A 22,873-nucleotide genomic window follows, 5' to 3' on the forward strand; every position below is an offset into this window, starting at 1 on the left:
TTACTCAGCTTTATCCAGTCACCGTCAGGACATCCTCAAGCCAGCTGACCGGGATCGCAGCCTGCGCCCGCGCCAGCTGTTGTTCAGCCACCAGCGCTTTTCGCTGTGCAACCATCACTCCCGGCTCCCGGGTAAATGCCCGCAGCTGTTCCCCGCCCGGCAGTTCCGGCACGGGTTCATGGGTGATCCTGTCCAGCACTTCAACCTGCAGCGATCGTACAGCGCCAGTCACGGCCAGTCCTGCCAGCTTTCTGCTCAGGGTCTTTTGTCTGAAGCTCAGCACGACGCCCGTGGTCAGGGTGGCAAATCCGACCAGATCCCCGGCGATCACCAGCGGCGACAGGGACTTATTACATTTTTCGCTGAAGTAAATCATCCGGTAGCGGAAGTAGCCGCCCCATATCTCACGCGTACCCAGCACAGCGTGCATAAACCAGGCACGCGAGTCGTGTACCTGGTCGTCGAATAATGCCCTGACCAGCCCGGCAGGCTGTTCCGCATTACTGGCCTCACCGGCAGCAGGGAACAGGACAGCCGCCCGGGCGTCTCCGTCAGCCTTTATTTGCCGGTATTCCTTGGGTTCATCATCGGTATTGAGCACGAAAATCATCGGCTGCAGCACGGTATCCAGCACCGCCTGCGCCAGGCTCTCCGGAATACGGTAGCCGTCGTGGTAATCCTTACCAAACTCCTTTGCCGCCTCAAACAGCTGGGTCTGCGCCATATCCGGGTCGAAATCCTTGACGCCCGGATAGAGCACAAGCTCATCCATCTTGTCGGCAGGCTGTTTGACTATCTGGTCCTGACGCGTTTTGAGCACCTCTTGCTGCTTCTCATCCCGTGCGTCTTCTGCCGCCTTGCGCGCGGCAGGCAGCGCTTCGGTATTCGTGGCGCGCTGGTAGAATGGCGTTTTCAGCATCGAACCTCTGGCATAGCGCTCGATACGCCAGGCGGTGATCCACGCAATCTGGTTTTCAACAACGGTTTCCAGACTGCTGCTGGCACGCAGTGGTTCGTATTCGCAGGCCTCTTCAGGGGTAATGTTTTCTGGCGTGGTCAGATTCAGGGTGAGTTCGCGCCAGGCGTTGAAGCGATTGACTAATGGTGCATCTATTACGAATTCATCCTGCAAATCTGGTGGCATCGCTCGCCAAAGCTGTTGGTTTAGTTCTTGCGGTAATATTGCCGGAGATACTTTAAGTGGCGCACCAGAAGAAAATGCTGAAGCATACATATCATGCAAAGCAATTTGTGACAGCAGTAAAGCATCATCCTCACCATTCGCCTTTCCCTGATCCCCCGGCGGGTAACCGCCCCCCAGATCCGAGTGCATCCCCGGGTAAACCACCTCCGTGGCATAAGGCGGGAACTTGCCATTACCCCGGCGCACCGAGTCCAGCGGGAAGCAGAGGCGCTGCTCATGCCCGGACACCAGATGCACGCATTTTTTTATCAGCCCGCCATAGGTTTTATCGTCCGGCAGCTCCATCGTACCGTCAGCCCAGGACATATGCCCCTCGGCAATCGGCACCACGTGTGCCACCCCGACGGAGGCCACGGTATCCAGCAGCCCGAGAAATTCCACGCTGACGGGCAACTGCATCTCACCAATCTGCAGGCACTGCGGGGGATTTTCGCCCTCAGCCTTTGGTGGGGGAAGCAGCTCGCTCAGCCAGCGAACAAACGTACGCGCAGCGGCAGCTCCGCGGGAAAACCCGTAAACGTACAGTTTGATGCCTAACACCTTAGGTTTACCCGGTTCCGGCTGCGTGAGCAGCGGTTTCAGTTTTGGTGCCAAATCATTCAGTAAACGGCAGAACTCTTCGTAACGGTTGTGGCTGCCGCCAAACCACAGCCGGTTCCAGCTGGTACTCATATTGCTGAGAGACTGTCGGCTCTCTGCGGTGGTTAACCATTTTTCAGTAGCGGAAAACTTTAGTACGTCAATAATGCGCAGCAGCGCCCAGTTAATACGCTCTTCACCCTTAGCTGCGCCCACCAGTCCCATGGTGGAATAGTCCGGGTCGTTCACTTCCGGGAACGAAGTGCCTACGCCGGGCATGTAAAACTTAAAATATTTCCCCTCACCGTCTTCAGCATCATCTAACAGTGTTGCCTGCCCGTCTGTCGGTACCCCGCCAGCCGTACCGGTTCCAATAGTGGCACGGAACAGCCGCGCGATATTGGTCGGATGCTTCGGGTCAGACAGCAGCAGGTCATTGTTCAGGTTATTCCCCGTACCGTCGAAAAACAGACTGATATGCAGCGTCTTGCAGCACGGCGGCTCGACGCGTCGTCCGGCCGCCAGACATAACTCCTGGCGGTAGAGCCGCTCGGCGCTGTTCTGCTGATGGCAGCTCTGTCCGACCTGCAGCGCCTGGGTCGGCAGACGTCCCTGGGACGGGAACGGCGGCGGCACCCAGGCTAAATCTGTTTCCTTTATCTCGGACATATTTTTGGCTCCTTCATCCTGATGGGCTCTTTTATCGGATAGTTGGCATTTCTCGGTGACCAGCAGCTGGTCGTGACCTTTACGTCATCACAGGGCAAAAAATGCACCGTGATGCCGCAGACATCCTGGCCGTTATAGTCGGGAACCGGGACGGTTTTGCTGTGCTGCCGTTTTTGGGCATCTATGCCTTTTTTCCAGGCAAGATATTTTTTCCTGTCTTCATAGCCTGGAAAGTCCATGGAGTATCCCACACCACTTTCCCAGTCAATACGCACCGTCATACCCGGCGTCCAGCGGGCGGGTACGCTGTAACAGCAGCCGCCACCGCCCCCCTGGAACGGACCAATAATGTCGATACCCGACTGGTTATCCACGCTGAAGTGGTTAATCGCCCTTTTGGTGTGGTTGATGGCTTTAATGGTTCCACCACCACCGCCCCCGGCCTGGGCAGCAGGCTGTGAGCACCCGGTTAACAGCAGCAGGCCCGCCAGCAGCGGGCTTAACAGTGAATGTTGCATCTGATTTTCCTTACAGAGGCGGGACTAAAGAGAAAATGGCGGCGGCACCCAGGCTAAATCGGTTTCCTTCATTTCGGACATACTTTTGGCTCCTTCATCCTGATGGGCTCATTTATCGGGTAGGACGGACTGCCGTAGGTGTAGCAACTGGTCGTCACCTTCACGTCATCACAGGGCAAAAAGTGCACGGTGATACCGCAGACATCCTGGCCGTTATAGTCGGGAACCGGGACGGTTTTGCTGTGCTGCCGGTTCTGATCTCTCATTTTCTTAGCCCAGGCGAGATATTTTGCTCGGTCCTGATAACCGGGAAACCCATCCATATCCCCCACCCCGGTTTCCCAGTCAATACGCACCGTCATGCCCGGCGTCCAGCGGGCGGGCACGCTGTAGCAGCAGCCGCCACCGCCCCCCTGAAACGGACCAATAATGTCGATACCCGACTGGTTATCCACGCTGAAGTGGTTAATAGCCCATTTGGTGTGGTTGATGGCGTCAATGGTTCCACCGCCACCGCCTCCTCCGGCCCGAGCAGCAGGCTGCGAACAACCGGTTAACAGCAGAAGACCCGCCAGCAGCGGGCTTAACAGTGAATGTTGCATCTGATTTTCCTTACAGAGGCGGGACTAAAGAGAAAACGGCGGCGGCACCCAGGCTAAATCGGTTTCCTTTATCTCGGACATACTTTTGGCTCCTTCATCCTGATGGGCTCTTTTATCGGGTAGTTGGCATTTCTCGGTGACCAGCAACTGGTCGTCACCTTCACGTCATCGCAGGGTAAAAAGTGCACGGTGATGCCGCAGACATCCTGGCCGTTATAGTCGGGAAGCGGGACGGTTTTGCTGTGCTGCCGATTCTGGGCCTTCATTTTTTTTTCCCAGGCAAGATATTTTTCTGTATCAGCAAACCCGGGAAAGCCTTTTGACCCGCCCTCCCCACTTTCCCAGTCAATACGCACCGTCATACCCGGCGTCCAGCGGGCGGGCACGCTGTAACAGCAGCCTCCACCGCCCCCCTGGAACGGACCAATAATGTCGATTCCCGACTGGTTATCGACGCTGAAGTGGTTAATCGCCCATTTGGTGTGGTTGATGGCTTTAATGGTTCCACCGCCCCCGCCCCCGGCCTGAGCAGCAGGCTGCGAGCAACCGGTTAACAGCAGCAGGCCCGCCAGCAGCGGGCTTAACAGTGAATGTTTCATCTGACTTTCCTTGTATGAAAAGAACATCTACAAAGGGAGGAGGATTTGACGGCGGGTAAAACGGTTTATTTTCACTATCAGGTAATTACTTATGTGGGAAGCCACTTTTTCATGACCCAGGCCTCGCGTGCTTCATCCAGAATAATGCCCTGGTTTGTTGCCTCCACCATGCCCTGGTAACAATCAGAAAAAAGTGCCTGTTGCGATGCATAGCTGCCTGCTGGGGGTGCACAGTGCGACAGAAGGGTCATGACATCACATACGCACATCAGATGCTCAAGCTGGCGATCGCTTAGGTCGATTTTGTTAGGTTTCTCGTCGCGGGTCTGGGGCGTACCGCTACCTTTTATACCTCTGGCATTACCATCCATATCCTGCCATGCCCAGAACAGCACAGGGCGCAATAAAGGCTTTTGCTGTTCCTTACTGAGAACGTCCGTAAAAAGCACAGGGAAAATCCGCGTATCGTAAAACCGTAAAATCCCGCCCCGTCCTTCCTGCAAAATATCCATGCACTGTGTGAGCCAGCCAGCCAGGGCAGAAAAACGCCAGTGTGAGCACAACAGCAGCAATGGAGCCTGAACGGCAACCTGCTGACTCATGTCCTTGAGCCACTGCAACTGCTGAAGATCGTCAAGTCTAATGCGTGCAACCAGCGGAGCATCATCGACGATAAACGCTTCCGGAAGCCCGTGATAAAGTGACTGCCACTCCACCGACAGTGCATTCAGTGCAGGAATAACGCTGAAATCCAGCCCTGCCTGATCAACGATAAAATCAAGATAATCAGTTCCGGAAGTCCGGCAGGTAACAGCGACTTCTTCAATCCATTGCGCAGTCATTTATGCCTCCCTGGGTACAAAACCCTGCGCCAGTTGCTGAGCTTTTTTAAGGCACTCTTTGCATACTGATGCCGGCAGTTCTGGCAGAGGAAAATCCTCGCTGGCAGGCCCCTGCAAATCGTGCAGGCCTTTAAGACTGATTAATCCCGGCCCGTGAATATGCACCTCTCCCTTTGGCGTAAGACGAATATAAGCCCCGCCACAGCCCAGAGTAATGCCATTTTTAGCCGTCAACTGCAGGTGTCCCTGTGTTGACTGGACGGTGGCATCTTTCAGGGAAGTCAGCGACAGCGCATCACTATGTGACTCAATCTCCAGTGAACCTTTAGCTGATACCAGCCGCATACCTTCCTGTTGGGCCAGCAGTGAGACCGCCTGGCTCGCGTTCACCGAATAACACTGTGCTGCAGTAATATTGACTTCCCCCAGGCTCTGCAGGTACAACCCTTTCCCGCTGTACATCAGGGCTGTTTCCGGCGTAACGGAGGCAATACCTGTCGGTGAAGACAGCAACAGCGCAGGCTCTTTAAGCTCACTGGCACCTGAAACCAATGCTCTTAATGGCTCAGAGTCAGGCGTAATGTTGTGGTGAGTCTGCGTAATAGTTCCCCATCCAGTTACCTGATTCAGCGCCCCTTTAAGTAGAGTAATGGCTGGCTTCATGTCCAGCATCGGCCCCTGCGCCTTTGCCTGCCCATCAGTACTGATAAATATCCCTTTCTGCGCCCGGATGGCACCCCAACTGTCCGTCCGGAGCTCAAACCCCTCGCCGCGCTGCTGTTTCTCACTGTCGACCAGGTGCCCGAGATTGAGCTGGCTTTTGCCGCCGTACTCCGTGCTGACCTTGATATGCTCTTTCCCGCGCTCGTCATCGAGGCGGATTTTGTTGTTCGCAGGCGTCCGCAGGACGTTACGTTTGTAGTTTTGGATAGTGACATGATCACCGTGCGCCGAGTCGTGAAGTACGCCGGAAATATACGGCCGGTCCGGGTTACCGTCCTCAAAGCCAATCGCCACTTCAGTGCCCGCCAGCAGCGGCAGGTGCAGGCCGTAAGTGTCACCGGCATACGGGCGTGACTGGCGCACCCACAGACTCTCAAAGCCCGTATCCCAGCTGTCCCGGTCAAACAGCATGCTGACGCGGTAGCGGCCGTCTTTGTCGATATGTCCGTAGGTGTCATTTTCGGTGGTGCTGGTGACGCGCGCCGGCAGCGTGCCGGCCATCACCGGGCGGGCGCCGGGTTCAGGGCGGAAACTAAAATCAGTGCTGTCCGGGATGCCGTCGAAGTTGACACCAAAGTCTTCATCACGGCGCGCATGGCTGTGCATCGCCGTGACGACCACGCCCTGCGCGAACACGTCTGCCACTTCGTACCCGCCGTTGACTTTCAGCACCTGCCCCGGAGAGAGCGTCGGGCAGCTGGTGATGGCATGGGTCTGCGTCTGGCCATTCAGATAACGCTCGTGACGAATGCGGGCATAAAACGCCCCGGACTCCGGGGCCGGATTGCGGTCATGGGGATTCCCCGCCGTCAGGTAGTTATCTCCCCAGTGGTAAGCCTCCCCACAGGTGGTGGCATCCCCGAGGGTCGCATCGACCTGGGTGTTCATGTCTTCCATCGCCTGACGGTAGTTGTAGTTGCGGGTGCTGACCAGTTTCTGCACCACGTTATGATGGCTCTCCATGCCCCAGACCGAGTCTGCGCCTTCCGAATGCTGTCCTGATGGCGGAACCGAGGGCAGTGTCAGGCCTTTTTCATACCCCTGCTGACCGTCGTAAAACTCCACGACGTCGATGTTCAGGCGCGTATCAGTGGTAAAGCGGAACCAGATACCCACCTCACCCAGCAGGCGGGTGATAAAGTGCAGGTCGTCCTCACCGTACTGCATCACCTGCTCACGGCGCGGGTACTCTTTTGCAAGCGAAAACAGGAAATCCTGACCGCGCATGTTGTGACGCTCGCGCAGAATTTTTTCCACGATTTGTGGGACCGACATGTCCTGATAAATGGCGTTCTGATGCGAACGGTCAAGCAGCGCCAGGCGTGGCTGGAGCGTCAGGGCATAGTGGGTTTCATCCTTTGAGGTATTGAGACGTTCAAAGCCGCTCACCACCCCCTGAAGGGTTCGCACGACCTGCTGCATTTTGGTGCCGTAACCCTGATCAACCGGGGCCTGCAGCGTCAGGGAGCCCGTTTTCATCAACATCATTTCTTTGCTGATGGCATGGTCAGAGCTTGTAAATTCAATACGGTAGCGGAACGGTGTGCTCAGGGCTTCATCGCCTTCAAACGCCAGCACATCGAGTTCTGCTTCACATCCCTTCACCGACAGCTGGTGATGGTTGTGGCTGAATCTGATCGGGGGATTACTGCTCATGCGTGCACTCCTTGTGTACGGTCAAACTCCAGCCCGATACCCTCTTCCTCACTCCAGCTAAGGCATAGCGACTGTGGTTTCTGCTTCGCAGCCATGTGGGTCAGCAACTGCTGACTCAGCACCGGCAAAATTTGTTGATTGAGCAGACTGTCGACGTTGCGTGCGCCAGTGTCCGGCAGCAGGCAGGCGGCAGTGAGTGCGTCATACAGGCTCTCATCAATCTGCGTGGTCAGGCCGTAGTGACGATGTAAGCGCTTGCTGACCTGTGACAGCTTCATTTCCACGATGGTACGCATGGCCGCTTCCGCCAGAGGGCGGTAAATCACGGTCTGGAAACGGGCCAGCAGTGCGGGCTGGAAGTGGTCGCGTAAAATCGGACGCAGCAGTTCGTGCAGGTCGCCTTCGGTGGCATCCGGCTTTTCATCCAGCAGCTGCATAATGTGGTCGCTGCCGAGGTTGGAGGTCATCAGGATGACGGTGTTGCGGAAATCGATTTCACGCCCTTCTCCGTCGCGCATAAAGCCACGGTCGAACACCTGGTAGAACAGGTTCATGACGTCGCGGTGCGCCTTTTCGACTTCATCCAGCAGCACCACGCTGTAAGGACGCTTGCGCACCGCCTCGGTGAGAATGCCGCCCTGACCGTAGCCGACGTAGCCCGGCGGCGAGCCTTTCAGCTGCGAGACGGTGTGCGGCTCCTGATACTCGGACAGGTTGAGGGTAATCAGCGATTTTTCACCGCCGTACAGCACGTCTGCCAGCGCCAGCGCGGTTTCGGTCTTGCCGACGCCGCTCGGGCCAACCAGCAGGAACACGCCCTGCGGACCGTTCTCGGACGTCAGGCCCGTTTTGGCGGCACGCAGACGCTGGGCAATAGCATTAAGAGAAACATCCTGACCGACCACGAGTTTACCCATTTCGTTTTCCAGGGTCAGCAGCTCGGTCTGCTCGTCCTTCATCAGGGAAGACAGCGGTACACCGGTCCAGTCGGCAATCACGGTGGCAATGGTGCGTACGTCCACATCAACCGAAAGCAGCGGGTTGCTGTGCTGCATGCCCTTCAGCTCCTGTTGCAGCCTGTGCGTCTCGCTCCGGCGGGAGATGTCATGGCGGCTTTCCAGCAGTTGTCCGGTGAGTTTCAGTTCCTGACCGTACTGGGTTTGAAGCTCGTCGAGTGCAACGATGAGATCGTTCTCTTCCTGCTCAGTGGCGGTCAGGCGTTCACCATGACTCTGAGTACCGACGGCGATATCTTCCAGCAGCGCCTGCTTCTCCATTTCAAGAGAGGTAATCTGCGAGCGAATGCGGGTCAGCTGTTCCGGCACGGTGTCGAGGCTCATGCGCACGCGCGCAGCGGCGGTATCCAGCAGGTCAACAGCCTTGTCCGGCAGCTGGCGGCCAGTCAGGTAGCGGCGGGACAACGTGACCGCGGCACGAACCGCGTCGTCGGTAATGTGCACATTATGGTGGTCGGCATAGCGGGATTTCAGGCCGCGCAGCATCAGACACGCAGTGTCATCATCCGGCTCGTCCACCAACACCCGCTGGAATCGGCGCTCCAGCGCGGCATCACGCTCAAAATATTGTTTGTATTCAGACCAGGTGGTGGCGGCGATGGTGCGCAGTTCGCCACGCGCCAGTGCCGGTTTCAGCAGGTTGGCCGCATCCGCGCCGCCCGCCTGATTGCCGGCCCCGATAATGGTGTGGGCTTCGTCGATAAAAAGCAGAATCGGCACCGGTGACTGCTGCACCGCATCGATAACGTTTTTCAGCCGCTGTTCGAATTCGCCCTTCACACCCGCACCGGCCTGCAGCAAGCCCAGGTCGAGGGTGCGAAGGATGACCGGTTTGAGGGATTCAGGTACGTTGCCCTCGGCAATACGCAGCGCCAGACCTTCGACCAGAGCCGTTTTACCGACGCCTGGTTCACCGACCAGAATCGGGTTGTTCTTACGACGGCGCGAGAGAATGTCGACCATCTGGCGGATTTCGGTGTCACGGCCGAACACGGGGTCAATCCTGCCCTCCTTCGCTTTGGCGGTGACATCGAGGGTGAATTTATCCAGCGCGTTCTGTAGCGCCGGGTTCAGTTCACCCTCTTTCAGCTCTGCACCAACCGGGCGGCCAACAAACTCCACCTCACCACCGTGATTCTGCGCAAGTTCCGCTTCCTGCTGCAGTTCCGCGCGTTCGTCCGACTGGGCATCAAGCATCGGACGCAGACGTTCCAGCTGACCCTGGCCCAGCGTCAGCAGCGGCCACAGCCCGTCACAGCGAACCAGTTTCTGTTTGTAAACCAGCGCCATCAGTAGATGGATGCTGCGGATTTGTTCCTCGTCGTTAAGAGAAGCAATCAGCCAGGCTTCCTGCATCAGCGTCTGAATGGCATCAGACAACTGTGGACGTGGACGTTGACGTACTGAACGCGGCTGTTTATCCAGCCAGGCAAGCAAATCCTGCCAAAGCTGGTCCATATCCCACTCATAGCGGCGGGCCAGCACCGTCAGGTCACCTTCCCCCTGTTCGAGCAGCTTCAGCAGCCAGTGCTCCGGCAAAATTTCCGCATGGGCACGGGTCTGGCAGAGCGACGCCGCGCCTTCCATCGCACGGGTACAGTAAGGGTTCAGACGTCGCAACAGGATGGCTGGGTTTTCCATGAATCTCTCTCTTTGTCGGTTCCTGGACACGCTACCGCCCATCGCTGTTCCCGTTAAGGGGGCCAAAGCGCATACGGTCATCAGGCTGGCAGTTTGTGATTTTCTTTGCTGAAAGCCCGCGAGCTGCAGACGTTCAGCAAAACAGCGGAAAGGTCATCCCCCTCCGCTTAAAAACGAGGATTACGCTAAAGAGTTCGTGTCGCAGGAAGGCGGCAAGTTCGTAAGTCTCCGGGAACATAGATAACTATGTGACCGGAGCGAGCGAACGCAGCCAACGCACCTGTGGCGCGAAATATGACGCGTAATCAGGCGGTGGCGCGTTCGTTCCAGCTATCGGAATGAATGATGTTGCCGTCTTTGTAGGTCCAGGTGATTTTTTCGTAGCGCAGTTCAATGCGCTCAAGGTGGTTGTGCTTCTCTTTGGAAGGATCCTTGATGTCATACATTTCAGGATTCACTTTCACCACTTTCACGTTTTCCAGTTTGGTGTTGAAGTACTCCACTTCCTGGCCCGCGTCGTTGATTTTGTACCACCTGAATTCCGCAGACTTGAGGGTCTGACCGGTGGTCACAGCCTTGTACAGGTACGGGCTGGACGAGTCGATTTCCTTGGTGAACAGGAACGGGGTGTGGATACGGGTACCGGTCAGCTTGCCGGTGTTGTTGTCAGTCGGGATGTACAGGTTATGTTCCTGAGCGACAACTTCGATGCTGCCTTCACGATCCTGAACGTCCACAGACCCTTTAATGTCCGCGCCGCCGTCGTCTTTCAGCCAAAGATAAACAGGAATTGCCATGGGAATTACTCTCCATTGTGTTGTGATGCGCCATCATCCTGCGATGACGCCTGGGTATGGCCCGGTATCTGACAGGCATTGGCCTGCGGTACCAGACTGATTTCGACACGGCGGTTGAGCGCACGGCCTTCCGGGGTGTCATTGGTTGCGATAGGACGGCTTGCGCCATAACCCTGCACCGCAAAACAGCTTTCCGGCACGTCACCGGTGTCACGCATCCAGTCGCGCACCGCTTCGGCACGTTTCTGAGAAAGCGTCTGGTTCAGTTGCGGATTGCCGGTGTTATCGGTGTGGCCAGCGACCACAATCAGCCAGCCTGGCTTCGCCTTGATACCGACCAGTGAGTTCACCAGCATTTTGGTGGAGCCAGCCTTCAGCATGGATTTGCCGGAATCGAACAGCGACATACTGTCGAGGCGGACAATTTTCGGTACCGGTTTGGGTTTCGGCTGTGGTTCAGGCGGCGGAGGCGGTGGCACATAAGAGCGGATCGCATCCAGCACAGGCATTCGCAGACGTTCCCCCTGATACAGACCGAGGCTCATCCGCATCGGTACGCCATTGCGCGCCCAGCCATCCAGCTCTGCCGCATCGTCACGCAGGACGGCAACGGCGTCGGCTTTTGGGCCGAAATCATGCATCGGGATACGGTCATAGCGGGCAATGTCGAAACTCACACGCTTCAGCAACTGACGATTGTTCCAGCCACTACTGAGCAGCGCAGCAATGGCCGCCAGCGTGAAAATACCGAGCGCACAGCAGAAGGCTCGCCCACGCGGCGTGACGCCTCGCCCTTCGGGCAGCAGCGGCAGGATAAAATCCGGGAAGGGGGAGATAACCGTACTGTCCGTTCCTGACGGCTGCCAGCCCGCTACCTGCTGCATCGCAGTTTGACGGGAAAGCCATGCAGTCCAGGCAGATGTGGCCAGACTTCCGGCAAGGATCGGTCCCATTCCCCACAGCACCGCGGCAGGCGCAATAACAGGAACGTCGGGATTCTCATCCATAAAGACAGCCTGGACGTGCTGATGGAACCAGCTTATCAGGCTGTTCATCAGCACCTGTTGCTGCATCGCAGGCGGCCCATTGGTGGTAACCCATGCAGCGATTGAACCCGGCGCTGAAGATTCACGCCAGACCCTCACCCCTTCACCCGGGATAGCCGCTTGCCAGAGCAGATCATTCATCATCGCGCTGCCAACCTGACCATTCAGAACCAGCGGCACAGAATGGCCCGTCTCTTTACGCAACTGGCTGATTTGCCATCGCAGGGCCAGCAGACGGCTGGTAAGCGTTTCGCTGTCGGCGTGTGTCTGCGGACAGACGCTGACCATCACCGACAGCTGTCGACCCCAGTCAGGTCGCAACCCCAGTACCTGGCGGGCTGCCTGCTCCAGATCCTGATGATCTTCCACTCGGATCCAGCAACCCTGCGTAACCGTAAGCACCGGTGACTGCTGCATACATTCCAGCGGCAGATCGCCACAGACCAGCACCACGGGCTGACGGTAAGTGGCTTCCGGAAGGTCATCCAGACGCAGGGTGACGTCATGCTCCGCACGACGACTGGCGACAGTCCGGAACGCCAGGATAAGCCCCAGAACGGTAAGCAGAACAAGTACAGAAACCAGACTGGATAGCGGCAGGAAGCCCAGGCAGACCACTGCACTCAGCAGGGCGGCCCACAGCGCAAGCCCGCGCTGCTGTGCAGGACTCATTTCACGGCCCCCGGTAACAGGGTCGCCAGCATCTGATCCAGCCAGTGATCCAGTCCCCACCAGAGTGCGGTGACCACCACCACGCTCAGGCCGATACACACGGGCCATGACGTTAGCCAACCGCCCATTCCTCGTCCGGTACGGCTTTCTGCCAGTATCGGGTGAGTCTGCGGATAGCTGAACGGCGTGACATGTTCACTGAGCGCGTTGACGAGTTTCTGGCGCTCCGGATCATTCAGCGAGCGGAAACTGCCGAGGAACCCCAGCATCATGACCCGCTGGAAGCAGGTCACGACAGCATGGTCAGGCGCCGGTTCACGCAGCACGTCGCGCATCCGATCGCACAGCGTATCACCGGCGTCCATGGTGCCGAGGAAGTGCCCCTGCAGGGGAATGTCATACCACTGCACGCAGGCATCATCCTCCACACCGCGACCTTTTACGGCTTCATCAAGCAGCGCACACTGTGCAGTGAGAATATGCTGACAGCTGGCTTCATCGAGCTCGCTCGCTTTCAGATCACGCTGCACACGCTCAACATCAGCAATGCAGCGCTCCCACAACGTGCGCCCTTCTCCATCCTGAAACGTCGGACCGTGACGCAGGCTGATCACCTGCAGCCAGGTGTCCTGCAGCAGGGCATCAATATCAATGGACGCGGCCGCGCCGCGTTTGCGCTCACTCATGTTCTCAGTACCGCAAAGAGTTCAAGTTCAGGCTCGCCGAGCATGCCCGGCACGTAAAACATACAGGTTCCACCCTGGAGCATTTCGGTAGCCAGAGGATGAGAGACGTCCAGGCTGAAATACTGGTTTTCCAGACGCAGTGGAATAGCGGCCGGCACATGACGCAGTGGCGTCAGAGGGACGCCCACCCGCGATGAATTGACGATACCCCTGACATGATCCGGACTGCCGACCTTGCACTGGCGCGGGAACTGTTCCTGCAGCTGTGCTACCGGCATCGGTGAACGTACGGAGAGGTAGTAATCGGCCCCTTCGCGCAGGCGTGGGTCATGCAGACGGGCCTGCCAGAAGTGAAGCCGGGCATCATGCTCAAGCTCAATCGCCACCACCCGCGACGGCAGGCTGGCTTCCAGCAGGTCACCCAACAGGTCAAAGAGCGGCGGGAAGACGTTATTCAGTTGCTCATGCTGCCAGACAGGAATAGCGCTCACCTGGTGTTCCAGCGAGAAGGTCAGCAGGCTGCCCGCAAGGCGTGCCAGTTCCGGGTACAGACGCTCCGGTGGACTTTGCGGGTGACACTGAAACTGTCCGAGCAAGGGTTCTGCGCTGTTCAGGGCATTGAGCAGCCAGAACAGAGACACATCAGCCACGGCAAAATCGGCCATGCGCTCGTTACTTTCACGACGCATGTCCATCAGGCGGCTCAGACGGGCACGCAGTTGCGTCATCAGTTGTTCCAGCTGAGTTACCAGCCAGCGACTGCTCTGGATGGTAAGGAGCGGAGGAAGAAACGTCTCATCCAGTAACCACGCCCCCTGTGAATCCTGCTGCAGGCGGGCGACCGGACAGGTCAGGTAATCACTGTTGTTCTGATGGGCGAAACGCAGCGTCAGCTCTGGCTGCATCACCGCAATCTGGCGGGTATCGTCCCCAAAGGTGTTGCGGACATCCCGCCAGAGCTGGCGATAACGCACAGGACGCTCGGCCACCTCATCGGGTTTGAGGCAGTTGCCGCCATTTGCCCGCAGTAGTGGAAGCGCCAGAACCACCACCACTTCCTGTGATTCGCCCTCAAGCGCCAGCACCGGCGGCAGGGAGTCGGCATTATCCGTGTCGATAAGCGTGCCGTCGGGGAAACGGATGTGCAGATGACGGGCCTGCAGACGGCCCAGTTTCAGTGCATCCGGTTCGAAAGTGGCCTCAATCATCCCCCAGGGATGGGAGAGGCCCAGTCGGGCAATGCACTCCGCAGACCAGGCCGCGTACGCGACCTGTTGCTGGAAGTGCTGGGGAGAGACCATAACGCCCCTGCCCCATAACGGTTGTTCCGTTTTCATTGGCTTCCTGCCTTAGCTTATGATTTCGCTTTCGGCATCTGGGAGACCAGCGACAGGTTGACGTCCATCCCTTCCACCTGGAAGTGCGGCACGGCATAGAGCTTCACGCGGAAGAAACCTGGGTTGTCCTCGATATCCTCCACCGTCACTTTCGCGTCGCGCAGCGGGTGAGAAGCCTGCAGCTCGTCGCCCGGATCGGTCATTTCAGTCACCAGACTACGAACCCAGGTGTTCAGCTCAAGCTCCAGCAGACGACGGTCTTTGGTAGTCCCGATATTTTCCCGCTGTATAAGCTTCAGGTAGTGGGCAATACGCGACAGCAGGAAGATGTACGGCAGACGCGCATTGATGCGGCTGTTGGCTGTCGCATCTGCGGTGTCATACAGGGCTGGTTTCTGGGTCGAGTTCGCCGAGAAGAAGCACGCGTAGTCGCGGTTCTTGTAGTAGGAGAGCGGAATAAAGCCGAGATTGGCGAACTCAAATTCGCGGGTTTCCGGGATCATCACTTCAGAGGGGATTTTCACCTGATTGCCGGTGCCGAGGTCATACAGGTGGATAGGCAGATCCTGAACGGCACCACCGGCCTGCGGGCCACGGATTTGCACACACCAGCCGTTATTGATAAAGCTGCGCACCATGTTGGATGCAAAGGCGAAGGATGCGTTGGCCCAGAGGTATTTGTCGTGATCCGGGCCTTTCACTTCTTCAACATAGTTGAAGCTGCGCACGGGTACGGTATCCGGGCCATACGGCAGGCGGCCCAGCACACGCGGCATCACCAGACCGATATAGCGGGAATCATCCGTCTCACGAAACGATTTCCACTTGATGTACTCGGCACGGTCAAAGTAGTTACCGATATCTTTTATAGCCGCCACTTCCTCCATCGAATCCTTGAGGAAAAATTTGGGGCCGGCGGAGCCGATAAACGGCATATGCGCAGCAGCAGACACTTTAGAGATGTTGCGCAGAAGCGTTACATCCTGAGCGGAAGCATCAAACTCGTAGGCGGAAATCAGCGCGGCAATCGGCTCTCCACCCGGGGTGTCATACTCATCAATATAGGTATGCTTATACAGTCCGCTCTGGATAATTTCCGGGCAGTCTTCGAAGTCCTGTCGCAGGTCTTCTTTGGACATATCCAGCAGTTCAACCTTCACGTTCTGACGGAAATCGGTTTTGTCGACAAGCGATTTCACGCCGCGCCACAGACTTTCTACCGCCTGGAAGTCCTCATGGTGCATGACAGCATCAAGCTGACGACTAATCTGGTAGTCCAGCTCAGCGATATGATGGTCAATCAGGTTTTTGTCGAGTTTTTCAACTTTTGAGCCCGCTTTTGTCAGGCACTCCAGGAACACCTGCATCCCGGCCGTTAAACGTTCATCCGCAGTCGCATCCGACATCGCCTGCGCATCCTGCCAGATATCCAGTGCACTGAGTTCGGAGACCGGGTTCAGATTGATTTTTTTAAACAGAGACGCATAAACCCCACCAGCGGCCGGACGTTCCAGCACCACACACTCGCCACCCGCGGCATTCTCATTTTTTACAGACATCAACATCTTCCTTATTAATCCGTTAAAACATCCTGACCGTTATGGCTGTTTAGGGGCCAGAGCAGACAACTCAGATCTGATTTCTGCGCTTAATGCCGGGTCGAGCAGAATTTTTTCAAGCTCTTTTCGGAAAGCCTGATTGTCCAGCAGGTTAGCTTTTAAATCGCGAAGCAGATTACGCATGGAAAGCATCGCCTTCAGCTGAGGGATCTGCCGGGAAACCTGCTCAGGGGTGAAATCCTTCATGCTCTGGAATGTCAGATTGATATTGTCTTCGCTACCGTCACCGGCAAGCGTGTTTTTAACGGTGAGATTTACTTTTGGGGAATATTCGGAAAGTACTGAGTCAAAGTTATTTTTGTTCAGATTAACTTTTTTGCGTTCAGAGAGTGGCGCGGACTCCTGACCATTACTGAAGTCGCCCGCCACCAGTAATTTCAGGGGGAGTTCGGTTTTCTTGCTCGCCCCGCCCGTATGCAAATCAAGTTTTAAATTGATACGTGCCTTGGGTATTTCGGACTGAAAGGAAGAGTTAGACATGGCTGTCCCTGTTCTATGGAGTGATAGAAACCGCCACAGCCAGTGTCAAATATTAAGAATGGCTTACCCTGCCATAAAACATTCCTGCTATTAAACATTCAATGAAAAGCAGGACCTGCGGTCAGAAGCGAGTACATTCCATTTACTGGCGATATGACGCGATGAAAGAGCGTAAATCCTGAATTTATTTTTCAGATAAACACCCATGGCGCGAGTTTAGAAATAGTGGGTCAGCTAAAGGAAATGATAATATGTAACCATATGTAACAAAGTAATCTTGCCAGAAAATATCTTATACTGATCTGATATGTAAGATTTTTCTTAAGATTTAGGCTGTGAGGCGCATGATAGCTGGGACTAAAAAATGTTTCAGTGGATAGTTCATTGCGGGATTGAGCAGAGAAATTACCCAATGCTAAAAAGTGCGGTTCATGCTTTTTTTACAGGATAGCGGCAGAAAGTGAAAACGAGAACCAGCCCAAACGGGTTAGTTTTTATAATAAGTTATGTTAATGATTTGTGGCACTGTTATACGCTGCTAATGTGCCTGTTGCCGCTAAGAAGTTCATCGACTTTCCCGACGACACGCCGAGGGCGTCATACCATAAACCTGCCGGAAACGATGGCTGAAGTGGGCTGAAGAGTGGTAACCACACTGAAGGGCAATATCGGTCAGCGTCAGCTCGGGCCGCTCAAGCAACATCCTTGCACGATCCATACGACGGCGCATCACGAACTGGTGTGGTGCCTCGCCAGTGGTGTGACGGAACATGCGGGCAAAGTGAAACTCACTCAATGCCGCTTCCTGCGCCAGCACAGACAGGGTTAAAGGCTGATCGAGATGGGTTTCAATAAATTCCAGAACCCGCCGTAATACAGCGGGAGCCAGTCCACCCCGTACCTGGGGCAGTTGCCACTTAACTTCGCTGTAGTGCTGCAGCAGATGGGTCAGCAAGAGTGTTGATGCGCTGCTCAGCGTCAGCTGGCTGGCGGGCTGTTGCCAGTCGCTGCTCAGCAGAAAGTGTCGATAGAGCTGGGTAATGCGGTCATCAACAGAAAAGATTTTCTCATGCAGGTTTAACTGCGCCGGACTGCGGTCCCAGACCCGTTCGGCCAGTTGCCGCAGCTGGTTCTCGCTGCAATAAAGATGAACAAAGGCGAGATCGGCACGCAGATCCCAGGTTGATTCCGTGCCTGCCGGCATCAGACAGAAGCGGTCCGGTGCGCCACCGTTACGCCAGCCATTCGGGGTTTTATGCCAGGTATCGTAGCCGCCCGCCACGTAAAGGCTCAGCGTGTGATGGTCGCTGAGGTTTGTCACGCGATCGCCACTATTAAACCAGGCTGCCAGCTGAATGCCGCTGTGAAGCTGCACCTGATCGCGCAGTTGTGCTTTGTGTCGTTGCAGCATGTCAAAGGTCTGGAAGCGACTCATCGGGGTATCAGTTCAGATAAACAGAGTGCCAGTTTACGGATTGCGCGGGACAGAAAACAGAGCACATCGGGACAGAGAGTAAAAATGCGCAAGATTTTGCAAACCCTGCGCAATCCGCTGCAAGACCAGAGAGCGTTGCGGGCGCAGACTCGGCGTTTTGCGGTGGAGAATCTGGCAATGAACCTGTTTTTGTATCTCTCAGTCGTGCTGATCTGGGGCACGACCTGGATTGCGATTTATGCGCAACAGTCTGCAGGCATCAGCGCCGTAACTGTCGCTGTCTTCTGGCGCTTTTTGCTAGCCTCGCTGGTCATGTTATTGCTGCTTAAGCTGATAAAGCGTCTGCACAGGCTGACGCTGCAGGATCACCTCTTCTGTGTGCTGCAGGGCTGTTGCGTTTTTGGCTTCAACTTTGTCTGCTTCTATTACGCCTCTGGCTATATCAGCAGCGGACTGGAGTCGGTCATTTACTCTATGGCGGTGATGTATAACGCCATTAATAGCTGGATATTTTTCCGTCAGCGCCCTTCCGCACGTCTGATTCCGGCGATAGTGCTCGGCATGGCGGGCATTGTTGCGTTGTTCTGGCACGATCTGCGCAGCACTCAGGCCTCGACCGGCTTGATGTGGGGCATTGGGTTAAGTGCGCTGGGTACGCTGGGATTTTCATTCGGCAATATGATCAGTCAGCGGCATCAGCGTCTGCAACGTGACGTGCTGACAACCAACAGTTACGGCATGTTATACGGTGCGCTGATCATGGCACTGGTCTCGCTGCTGCAGGGTGTTTCGCTGCAGCCGACATGGAATACACAGTGGTTTGGGGCATTGATCTATCTGGCTATCGTGGGATCGGTGATGGGATTCGGGGCCTATTTTACGCTGGTGGGACGTATCGGAGCCAGTCGGGCTGCCTATACAACGGTGCTGTTTCCGCTGGTGGCGCTGGCACTCTCTACCCGTTATGAAGGATATGAGTGGCATGCCAGCGCCATCCCTGGCCTTGTCATGATTTTACTGGGCAATGTCGTGATGTTTGCCCGTTGGCCGGCAAGTCGTCGCCGGATAATCATCTGACGCGGAGGCGGGCTGAGGCCCGCGTCCGGATGGGCGTTATGCCCACTGCTGCTGAAGGAGTTTCTGTGGTTTATTGATCGCTTTACGCGCAATCCAGTAGAGCAAAACACGCTCATCGTCACTATCACGATCGGCCATCGACAGCAGTTTTAATGCCAGCGTCGATTTGGTCACAGGCTGTTGTTCTGTACTGAGTTCAATCACCGCCTGACCGATGATGCAGCAAACTTCATCCTCACTGGTGCTGGATTCATATGTCCGGTCTTTCATATTTCCTCCTGATAAGTGAACTCTTAGCCTGGCAAATAATCTGTAAACCTGCTCACAGAATCATCTTAATGAAACATTATCTTACGGCTAATTACGCTTAATCATTAAGCAGCCGTTTTGCTTACTTTTGACGCGACGTCGCTAACCTCTCCCGATGCCATTCATACCGCCTGAATGGCATTTCATTCCCCGATCCGTTCCGTTCATGCCTTTACTGCTCACGCGCGCGAATCACTGCTTTATTCTGACCGCAGTTTCCAGATTCCCGGACGGGAGAGATAAATTATGAACCAGACTCAACAGGCTTCTTACCAGCGTGCTCGCTGGCTTACATTGTTCGGAACGGTAATCACTCAGTTCGCGCTGGGGTCAGTCTACACATGGAGTTTGTTTAACGGCCAGCTGTCACAGAAGCTGGATGCGACGGTCAGTCAGGTCGCTTTTTCGTTTGGTCTGCTGAGCCTGGGGCTGGCTATTGCCTCCTCGCTGGCCGGTAAATTACAGGAACGTTTTGGCGTACGCCGCGTCACTATCGGGGCGGGTGTGCTGATGGCGCTGGGTTTCTGGCTTACCGCGCATGCTAATAACCTGATGATGCTCTATTTCAGCGCCGGACTGCTGGTGGGTCTGGCGGATGGCGCAGGTTACCTGATGACGCTCTCAAACTGCGTGAAGTGGTTTCCGGAGCGCAAAGGGATGATCTCTGCCTGTGCGATTGGCGCTTACGGTCTTGGCAGTCTGGGATTCAAATTTATCTGCGGGGCGCTGCTGGCAACAGTGGGTCTGGAGCAGACCTTTATGATCTGGGGCGTGCTCGCGATGTCGATGATTATCCTCGGTGCACTGCTGATGCGTGATGCCCCCCTTCAGGATACCGGGAGCAGCACGAATGGTCAGCAACATGCGCGGGATTACACGCTGGCACAGTCGGTGCGTCTGCCTCAGTACTGGATGCTGGCGCTGATGTTCCTGACAGCCTGCATGAGCGGTCTCTATGTGATAGGCGTTGCCAAAGATATCGGCGAAGGGCTGGTGCATCTGACTACGCAGACCGCTGCCAGTGCGGTAACGGTGATTGCGATTGCCAACCTGAGTGGCCGTCTGGTGCTGGGCATACTGTCTGACAAAATGATGCGCATCCGGGTTATTTCACTGGCGCAAATCGTGTCGCTGATCGGGATGAGCGTGCTGCTGTTTACCCGAATGAATGAGATCACCTTCTTCCTGTCACTCGCCTGTGTAGCCTTCAGCTTTGGCGGTACCATCACGGTATTCCCGTCGCTGGTCAGTGACTTTTTCGGCCTTAACAACCTGACAAAAAACTATGGTCTGCTCTATCTCGGATTTGGTATCGGAAGCGTGCTGGGCTCACTGGTCGCCTCGCTGTTTGGCGGGTTCACCGTCACCTTCAGCCTGATTATGACGCTGCTGGTCATCTCCCTGTTCCTGTCACTCACCATCCGCTTACCACAGAGTTCTGTTACAGCAACACCTGTATTGCAACGTCATTAACCATCACGACGGGCCGCGCCAGAGCGGCCCGTTCACGTTTAGCCGCGGAATCGCGGCTCTGCCATGCCCGCCACCGAGACGTCCACCGCAAAGATATCGCCTGACTGCGGATAGCGCGCCAGCTCCTCTTCGGTGCGATCTTCCCGTGAACTGGTAATAAACAGCGTTTTAAGATCGGCGCCACCAAAGGCCACCATGGTTGGCCACTTCACCGGCAGCAGGATCTCATCGACGATTTCGCTGCTCTGGGGATCGATGCGTACTACGCGACCGCCATCAAACTGTGCGGACCAGTAAAATCCTTCGCTATCCACTGCGGCACCATCCGGCAATCCACCTTTCGCGTCGAAACGGCGGAACAGGGTGCGTTCGCCCGGTTCGCCCTGCGCGTTTAATGGATAGCGATAGAGCGCTTCATTCGGCGTGTCACTGTGATACATCCAGCGCCGGTCGGGAGAGAAGGCCAGCCCGTTGGAAATTTTAATGTCACGCGCTTTGACCTCCAGCTTCAGGTCAGGCGTCACACGGCACAGCAGCCCGCCATTTTTGTCCTGCGGTTCCCACAGGCTGCCGCACCAGAAATTCCCCCAGGGATCAACGCGGCCATCATTAAAGCGACTTTGCGCAGCCACACCGGGATTCTCTGCGATCTTTCTCTCTGGCTTACCCTGCGCATCCACCAGCCAGACACCGCCACGTAATGCTGCTATCAGACCGCCCTGCTCACGCAGACCGATGCATCCCACCTCTTCCGCCTGCGGGAAGGTTTGCAGTTCACCGCTGACCGGATCAAAACGGTGAATGGCGGGTGCCAGAATATCGACACAGTACAGCACCTGTTCTTCCACTGACCAGAGCGGGCATTCGCCCAGTTCAGCCTGTAAAGCCAGAATATTTTTAACGTCATGCACCATGTTTCTCTCCCGTTGAACTGACATGCTAATAATGTAGTTGTAAAAACTTTCAAATGAGAATTATTTTCGCTTGATTTTGAGACTATTCTCTTTGATAGTATTTACTATTCAGTTCATTCTTATTTCTTTATTATTCTCCGCTGCAAAACGCAGCACTCTGAAATATTCCGTCATACCTTCTTAAATAACTCTACAAAGCCTGCATCTTCACTCCACTTTTCCAGCGTAGTGTCATAGTCATTGGAAAAGAGGAGAAGCTTCCGATGAAGAGATTAATTAAAGTCGCTTCGGTGGTTGCGCTGATGACATTATTAAGTGGTTGTATCATCAGCCCCAGACACGACAATGGCTGGCACCGCGGGGGTGGCGGCGGATATCATGGAGGCTACTATGGAGGTTATCACGGTGGGTATCATGGCGGTCACCATCGCCGCTAACGGGCAAAGATGTCACACAGCATAAAATAAAAGCATTAAACTTTAAGGGCGGGATAATTATCCCGCCCGTTTTATTTAGCTTTTCACAGCATAATTACACTGGAACCACGCTTTCTGCAGTCCCGGAATATGACTCTCCTGCGCAGGTAACGCCTCGACTTTATCAAAGCCTTTATTACTGCAGTAATTCGCCAGATCAATATTCATTGCATCACGATTGACCTTTACCGGGTCAAAACGGTACTGCACGGTATTTGAGCCTGGATCTTCATCTACACGTTCAAATGCCCCGGGTTTGCTGGCAGTACATCCACTCAGCAAAATCAGCGCCAGTGCGCCGGTTATTAGTTTTTTCATTAAGTTATCCTCACGTTGCCGCGCAGTTTATGACGCAGCATGCCGCGCATCCATAGGATTAATGCGCGAAAGTTCAAAACTTGAGAAGCTTTTACCGATTAATGTAATACGATTAAACGGCTATCACTATCATGCACGGCGTGACAAGATGCATTCAGACAAAATGAAGACTGCACCACACCAGG

The 22,873-nt window shown here is 55.5% G+C and carries 19 protein-coding genes; 2 read left to right on the forward strand and 17 right to left on the reverse strand.

Features of this window, described 5'->3' with window-relative positions:
• Nucleotides 1-10: 10 nt before the first annotated feature.
• From HFD94_RS14425 to HFD94_RS14490, 14 genes are all read right to left on the reverse strand, one after another.
• On the reverse strand, nt 11-2,452 hold the full coding sequence (locus HFD94_RS14425) for a DUF2235 domain-containing protein (RefSeq protein WP_167433242.1): 2,442 nt from the start codon (nt 2,450-2,452) through the stop codon (nt 11-13).
• On the reverse strand, nt 2,440-2,970 hold the full coding sequence (gene tli1, locus HFD94_RS14430) for a T6SS immunity phospholipase A1-binding lipoprotein Tli1-KP (RefSeq protein WP_167433243.1): 531 nt from the start codon (nt 2,968-2,970) through the stop codon (nt 2,440-2,442). The genes HFD94_RS14425 and tli1 (HFD94_RS14430) overlap by 13 nt, the downstream gene beginning before the upstream one ends.
• A gap of 68 nt (nt 2,971-3,038) precedes the next feature.
• Entirely contained in the window at nt 3,039-3,572 is a 534-nt protein-coding gene (tli1, locus tag HFD94_RS14435; protein WP_167433244.1) for a T6SS immunity phospholipase A1-binding lipoprotein Tli1-KP, read from the reverse strand.
• 68 nt (nt 3,573-3,640) lie between these two features.
• Nucleotides 3,641-4,171 (reverse strand): T6SS immunity phospholipase A1-binding lipoprotein Tli1-KP, encoded by a 531-nt coding sequence (gene tli1, locus HFD94_RS14440; protein ID WP_163798836.1) that lies wholly within the window; start codon nt 4,169-4,171, stop codon nt 3,641-3,643.
• A gap of 89 nt (nt 4,172-4,260) precedes the next feature.
• Nucleotides 4,261-5,013 carry a DUF4123 domain-containing protein gene (locus HFD94_RS14445; protein ID WP_089415065.1) on the reverse strand — a complete coding sequence of 251 codons (753 nt, stop codon included), beginning with the start codon at nt 5,011-5,013 and terminating at the stop codon, nt 4,261-4,263.
• On the reverse strand, nt 5,014-7,392 hold the full coding sequence (locus HFD94_RS14450) for a type VI secretion system Vgr family protein (RefSeq protein WP_167433245.1): 2,379 nt from the start codon (nt 7,390-7,392) through the stop codon (nt 5,014-5,016).
• Nucleotides 7,389-10,049, reverse strand: a complete 2,661-nt coding sequence (tssH, locus tag HFD94_RS14455; protein WP_167433246.1) for a type VI secretion system ATPase TssH — start codon at nt 10,047-10,049, stop codon at nt 7,389-7,391. Before tssH ends, HFD94_RS14450 begins: the two co-directional genes overlap by 4 nt.
• Before the next feature lie 305 nt (nt 10,050-10,354).
• Entirely contained in the window at nt 10,355-10,846 is a 492-nt protein-coding gene (hcp, locus tag HFD94_RS14460; protein ID WP_033758542.1) for a type VI secretion system effector Hcp, read from the reverse strand.
• A 5-nt stretch (nt 10,847-10,851) separates the two neighbouring features.
• Nucleotides 10,852-12,564 (reverse strand): OmpA family protein, encoded by a 1,713-nt coding sequence (locus HFD94_RS14465; RefSeq protein ID WP_167433247.1) that lies wholly within the window; start codon nt 12,562-12,564, stop codon nt 10,852-10,854.
• The gene (gene tssL / locus HFD94_RS14470) at nt 12,561-13,250 is read right to left on the reverse strand and encodes a type VI secretion system protein TssL, short form (protein ID WP_089415061.1); all 690 of its coding nucleotides are present in this window, start codon (nt 13,248-13,250) and stop codon (nt 12,561-12,563) included. Before tssL ends, HFD94_RS14465 begins: the two co-directional genes overlap by 4 nt.
• Nucleotides 13,247-14,587: a type VI secretion system baseplate subunit TssK gene (gene tssK / locus HFD94_RS14475; protein ID WP_167433248.1), complete on the reverse strand. Its 1,341-nt coding sequence runs from the start codon at nt 14,585-14,587 to the stop codon at nt 13,247-13,249. Before tssK ends, tssL begins: the two co-directional genes overlap by 4 nt.
• 17 nt (nt 14,588-14,604) lie before the next feature.
• Nucleotides 14,605-16,152, reverse strand: a complete 1,548-nt coding sequence (gene tssC, locus HFD94_RS14480) for a type VI secretion system contractile sheath large subunit (RefSeq protein WP_122889719.1) — start codon at nt 16,150-16,152, stop codon at nt 14,605-14,607.
• Between the two features lie 33 nt (nt 16,153-16,185).
• Complete coding sequence (gene tssB, locus HFD94_RS14485; RefSeq protein WP_167433249.1) at nt 16,186-16,686, reverse strand: type VI secretion system contractile sheath small subunit; 501 nt, start codon at nt 16,684-16,686, stop codon at nt 16,186-16,188.
• A gap of 565 nt (nt 16,687-17,251) precedes the next feature.
• Nucleotides 17,252-18,121, reverse strand: a complete 870-nt coding sequence (locus HFD94_RS14490; protein ID WP_122889720.1) for a helix-turn-helix domain-containing protein — start codon at nt 18,119-18,121, stop codon at nt 17,252-17,254.
• A gap of 177 nt (nt 18,122-18,298) precedes the next feature.
• Here HFD94_RS14490 and HFD94_RS14495 point away from each other — a divergent pair, with 177 nt between their 5' ends.
• Nucleotides 18,299-19,198, forward strand: a complete 900-nt coding sequence (locus tag HFD94_RS14495) for a DMT family transporter (protein WP_167433252.1) — start codon at nt 18,299-18,301, stop codon at nt 19,196-19,198.
• Nucleotides 19,199-19,234: 36 nt separating this feature from the next.
• Here HFD94_RS14495 and HFD94_RS14500 read toward each other — a convergent pair whose 3' ends face one another.
• The gene (locus HFD94_RS14500; protein ID WP_010257893.1) at nt 19,235-19,468 is read right to left on the reverse strand and encodes a hypothetical protein; all 234 of its coding nucleotides are present in this window, start codon (nt 19,466-19,468) and stop codon (nt 19,235-19,237) included.
• Between the two features lie 285 nt (nt 19,469-19,753).
• On the opposite strand from HFD94_RS14500, the gene HFD94_RS14505 reads away from it, so the two are divergent.
• Entirely contained in the window at nt 19,754-20,980 is a 1,227-nt protein-coding gene (locus tag HFD94_RS14505; protein ID WP_022624176.1) for an OFA family MFS transporter, read from the forward strand.
• A 38-nt stretch (nt 20,981-21,018) separates the two neighbouring features.
• Here the strand turns inward: HFD94_RS14505 and HFD94_RS14510 are convergent, their stop codons facing one another.
• Nucleotides 21,019-21,894: an SMP-30/gluconolactonase/LRE family protein gene (locus tag HFD94_RS14510; RefSeq protein ID WP_122889721.1), complete on the reverse strand. Its 876-nt coding sequence runs from the start codon at nt 21,892-21,894 to the stop codon at nt 21,019-21,021.
• A gap of 512 nt (nt 21,895-22,406) precedes the next feature.
• Nucleotides 22,407-22,688: a lipoprotein gene (locus HFD94_RS14515; protein ID WP_033758553.1), complete on the reverse strand. Its 282-nt coding sequence runs from the start codon at nt 22,686-22,688 to the stop codon at nt 22,407-22,409.
• Between the last annotated feature and the right edge of the window lie 185 nt (nt 22,689-22,873).

It is taken from the genome of Pantoea sp. EKM20T, from assembly GCF_011800485.1.
In the GTDB taxonomy this organism is placed as follows: domain Bacteria; phylum Pseudomonadota; class Gammaproteobacteria; order Enterobacterales; family Enterobacteriaceae; genus Pantoea; species Pantoea agglomerans.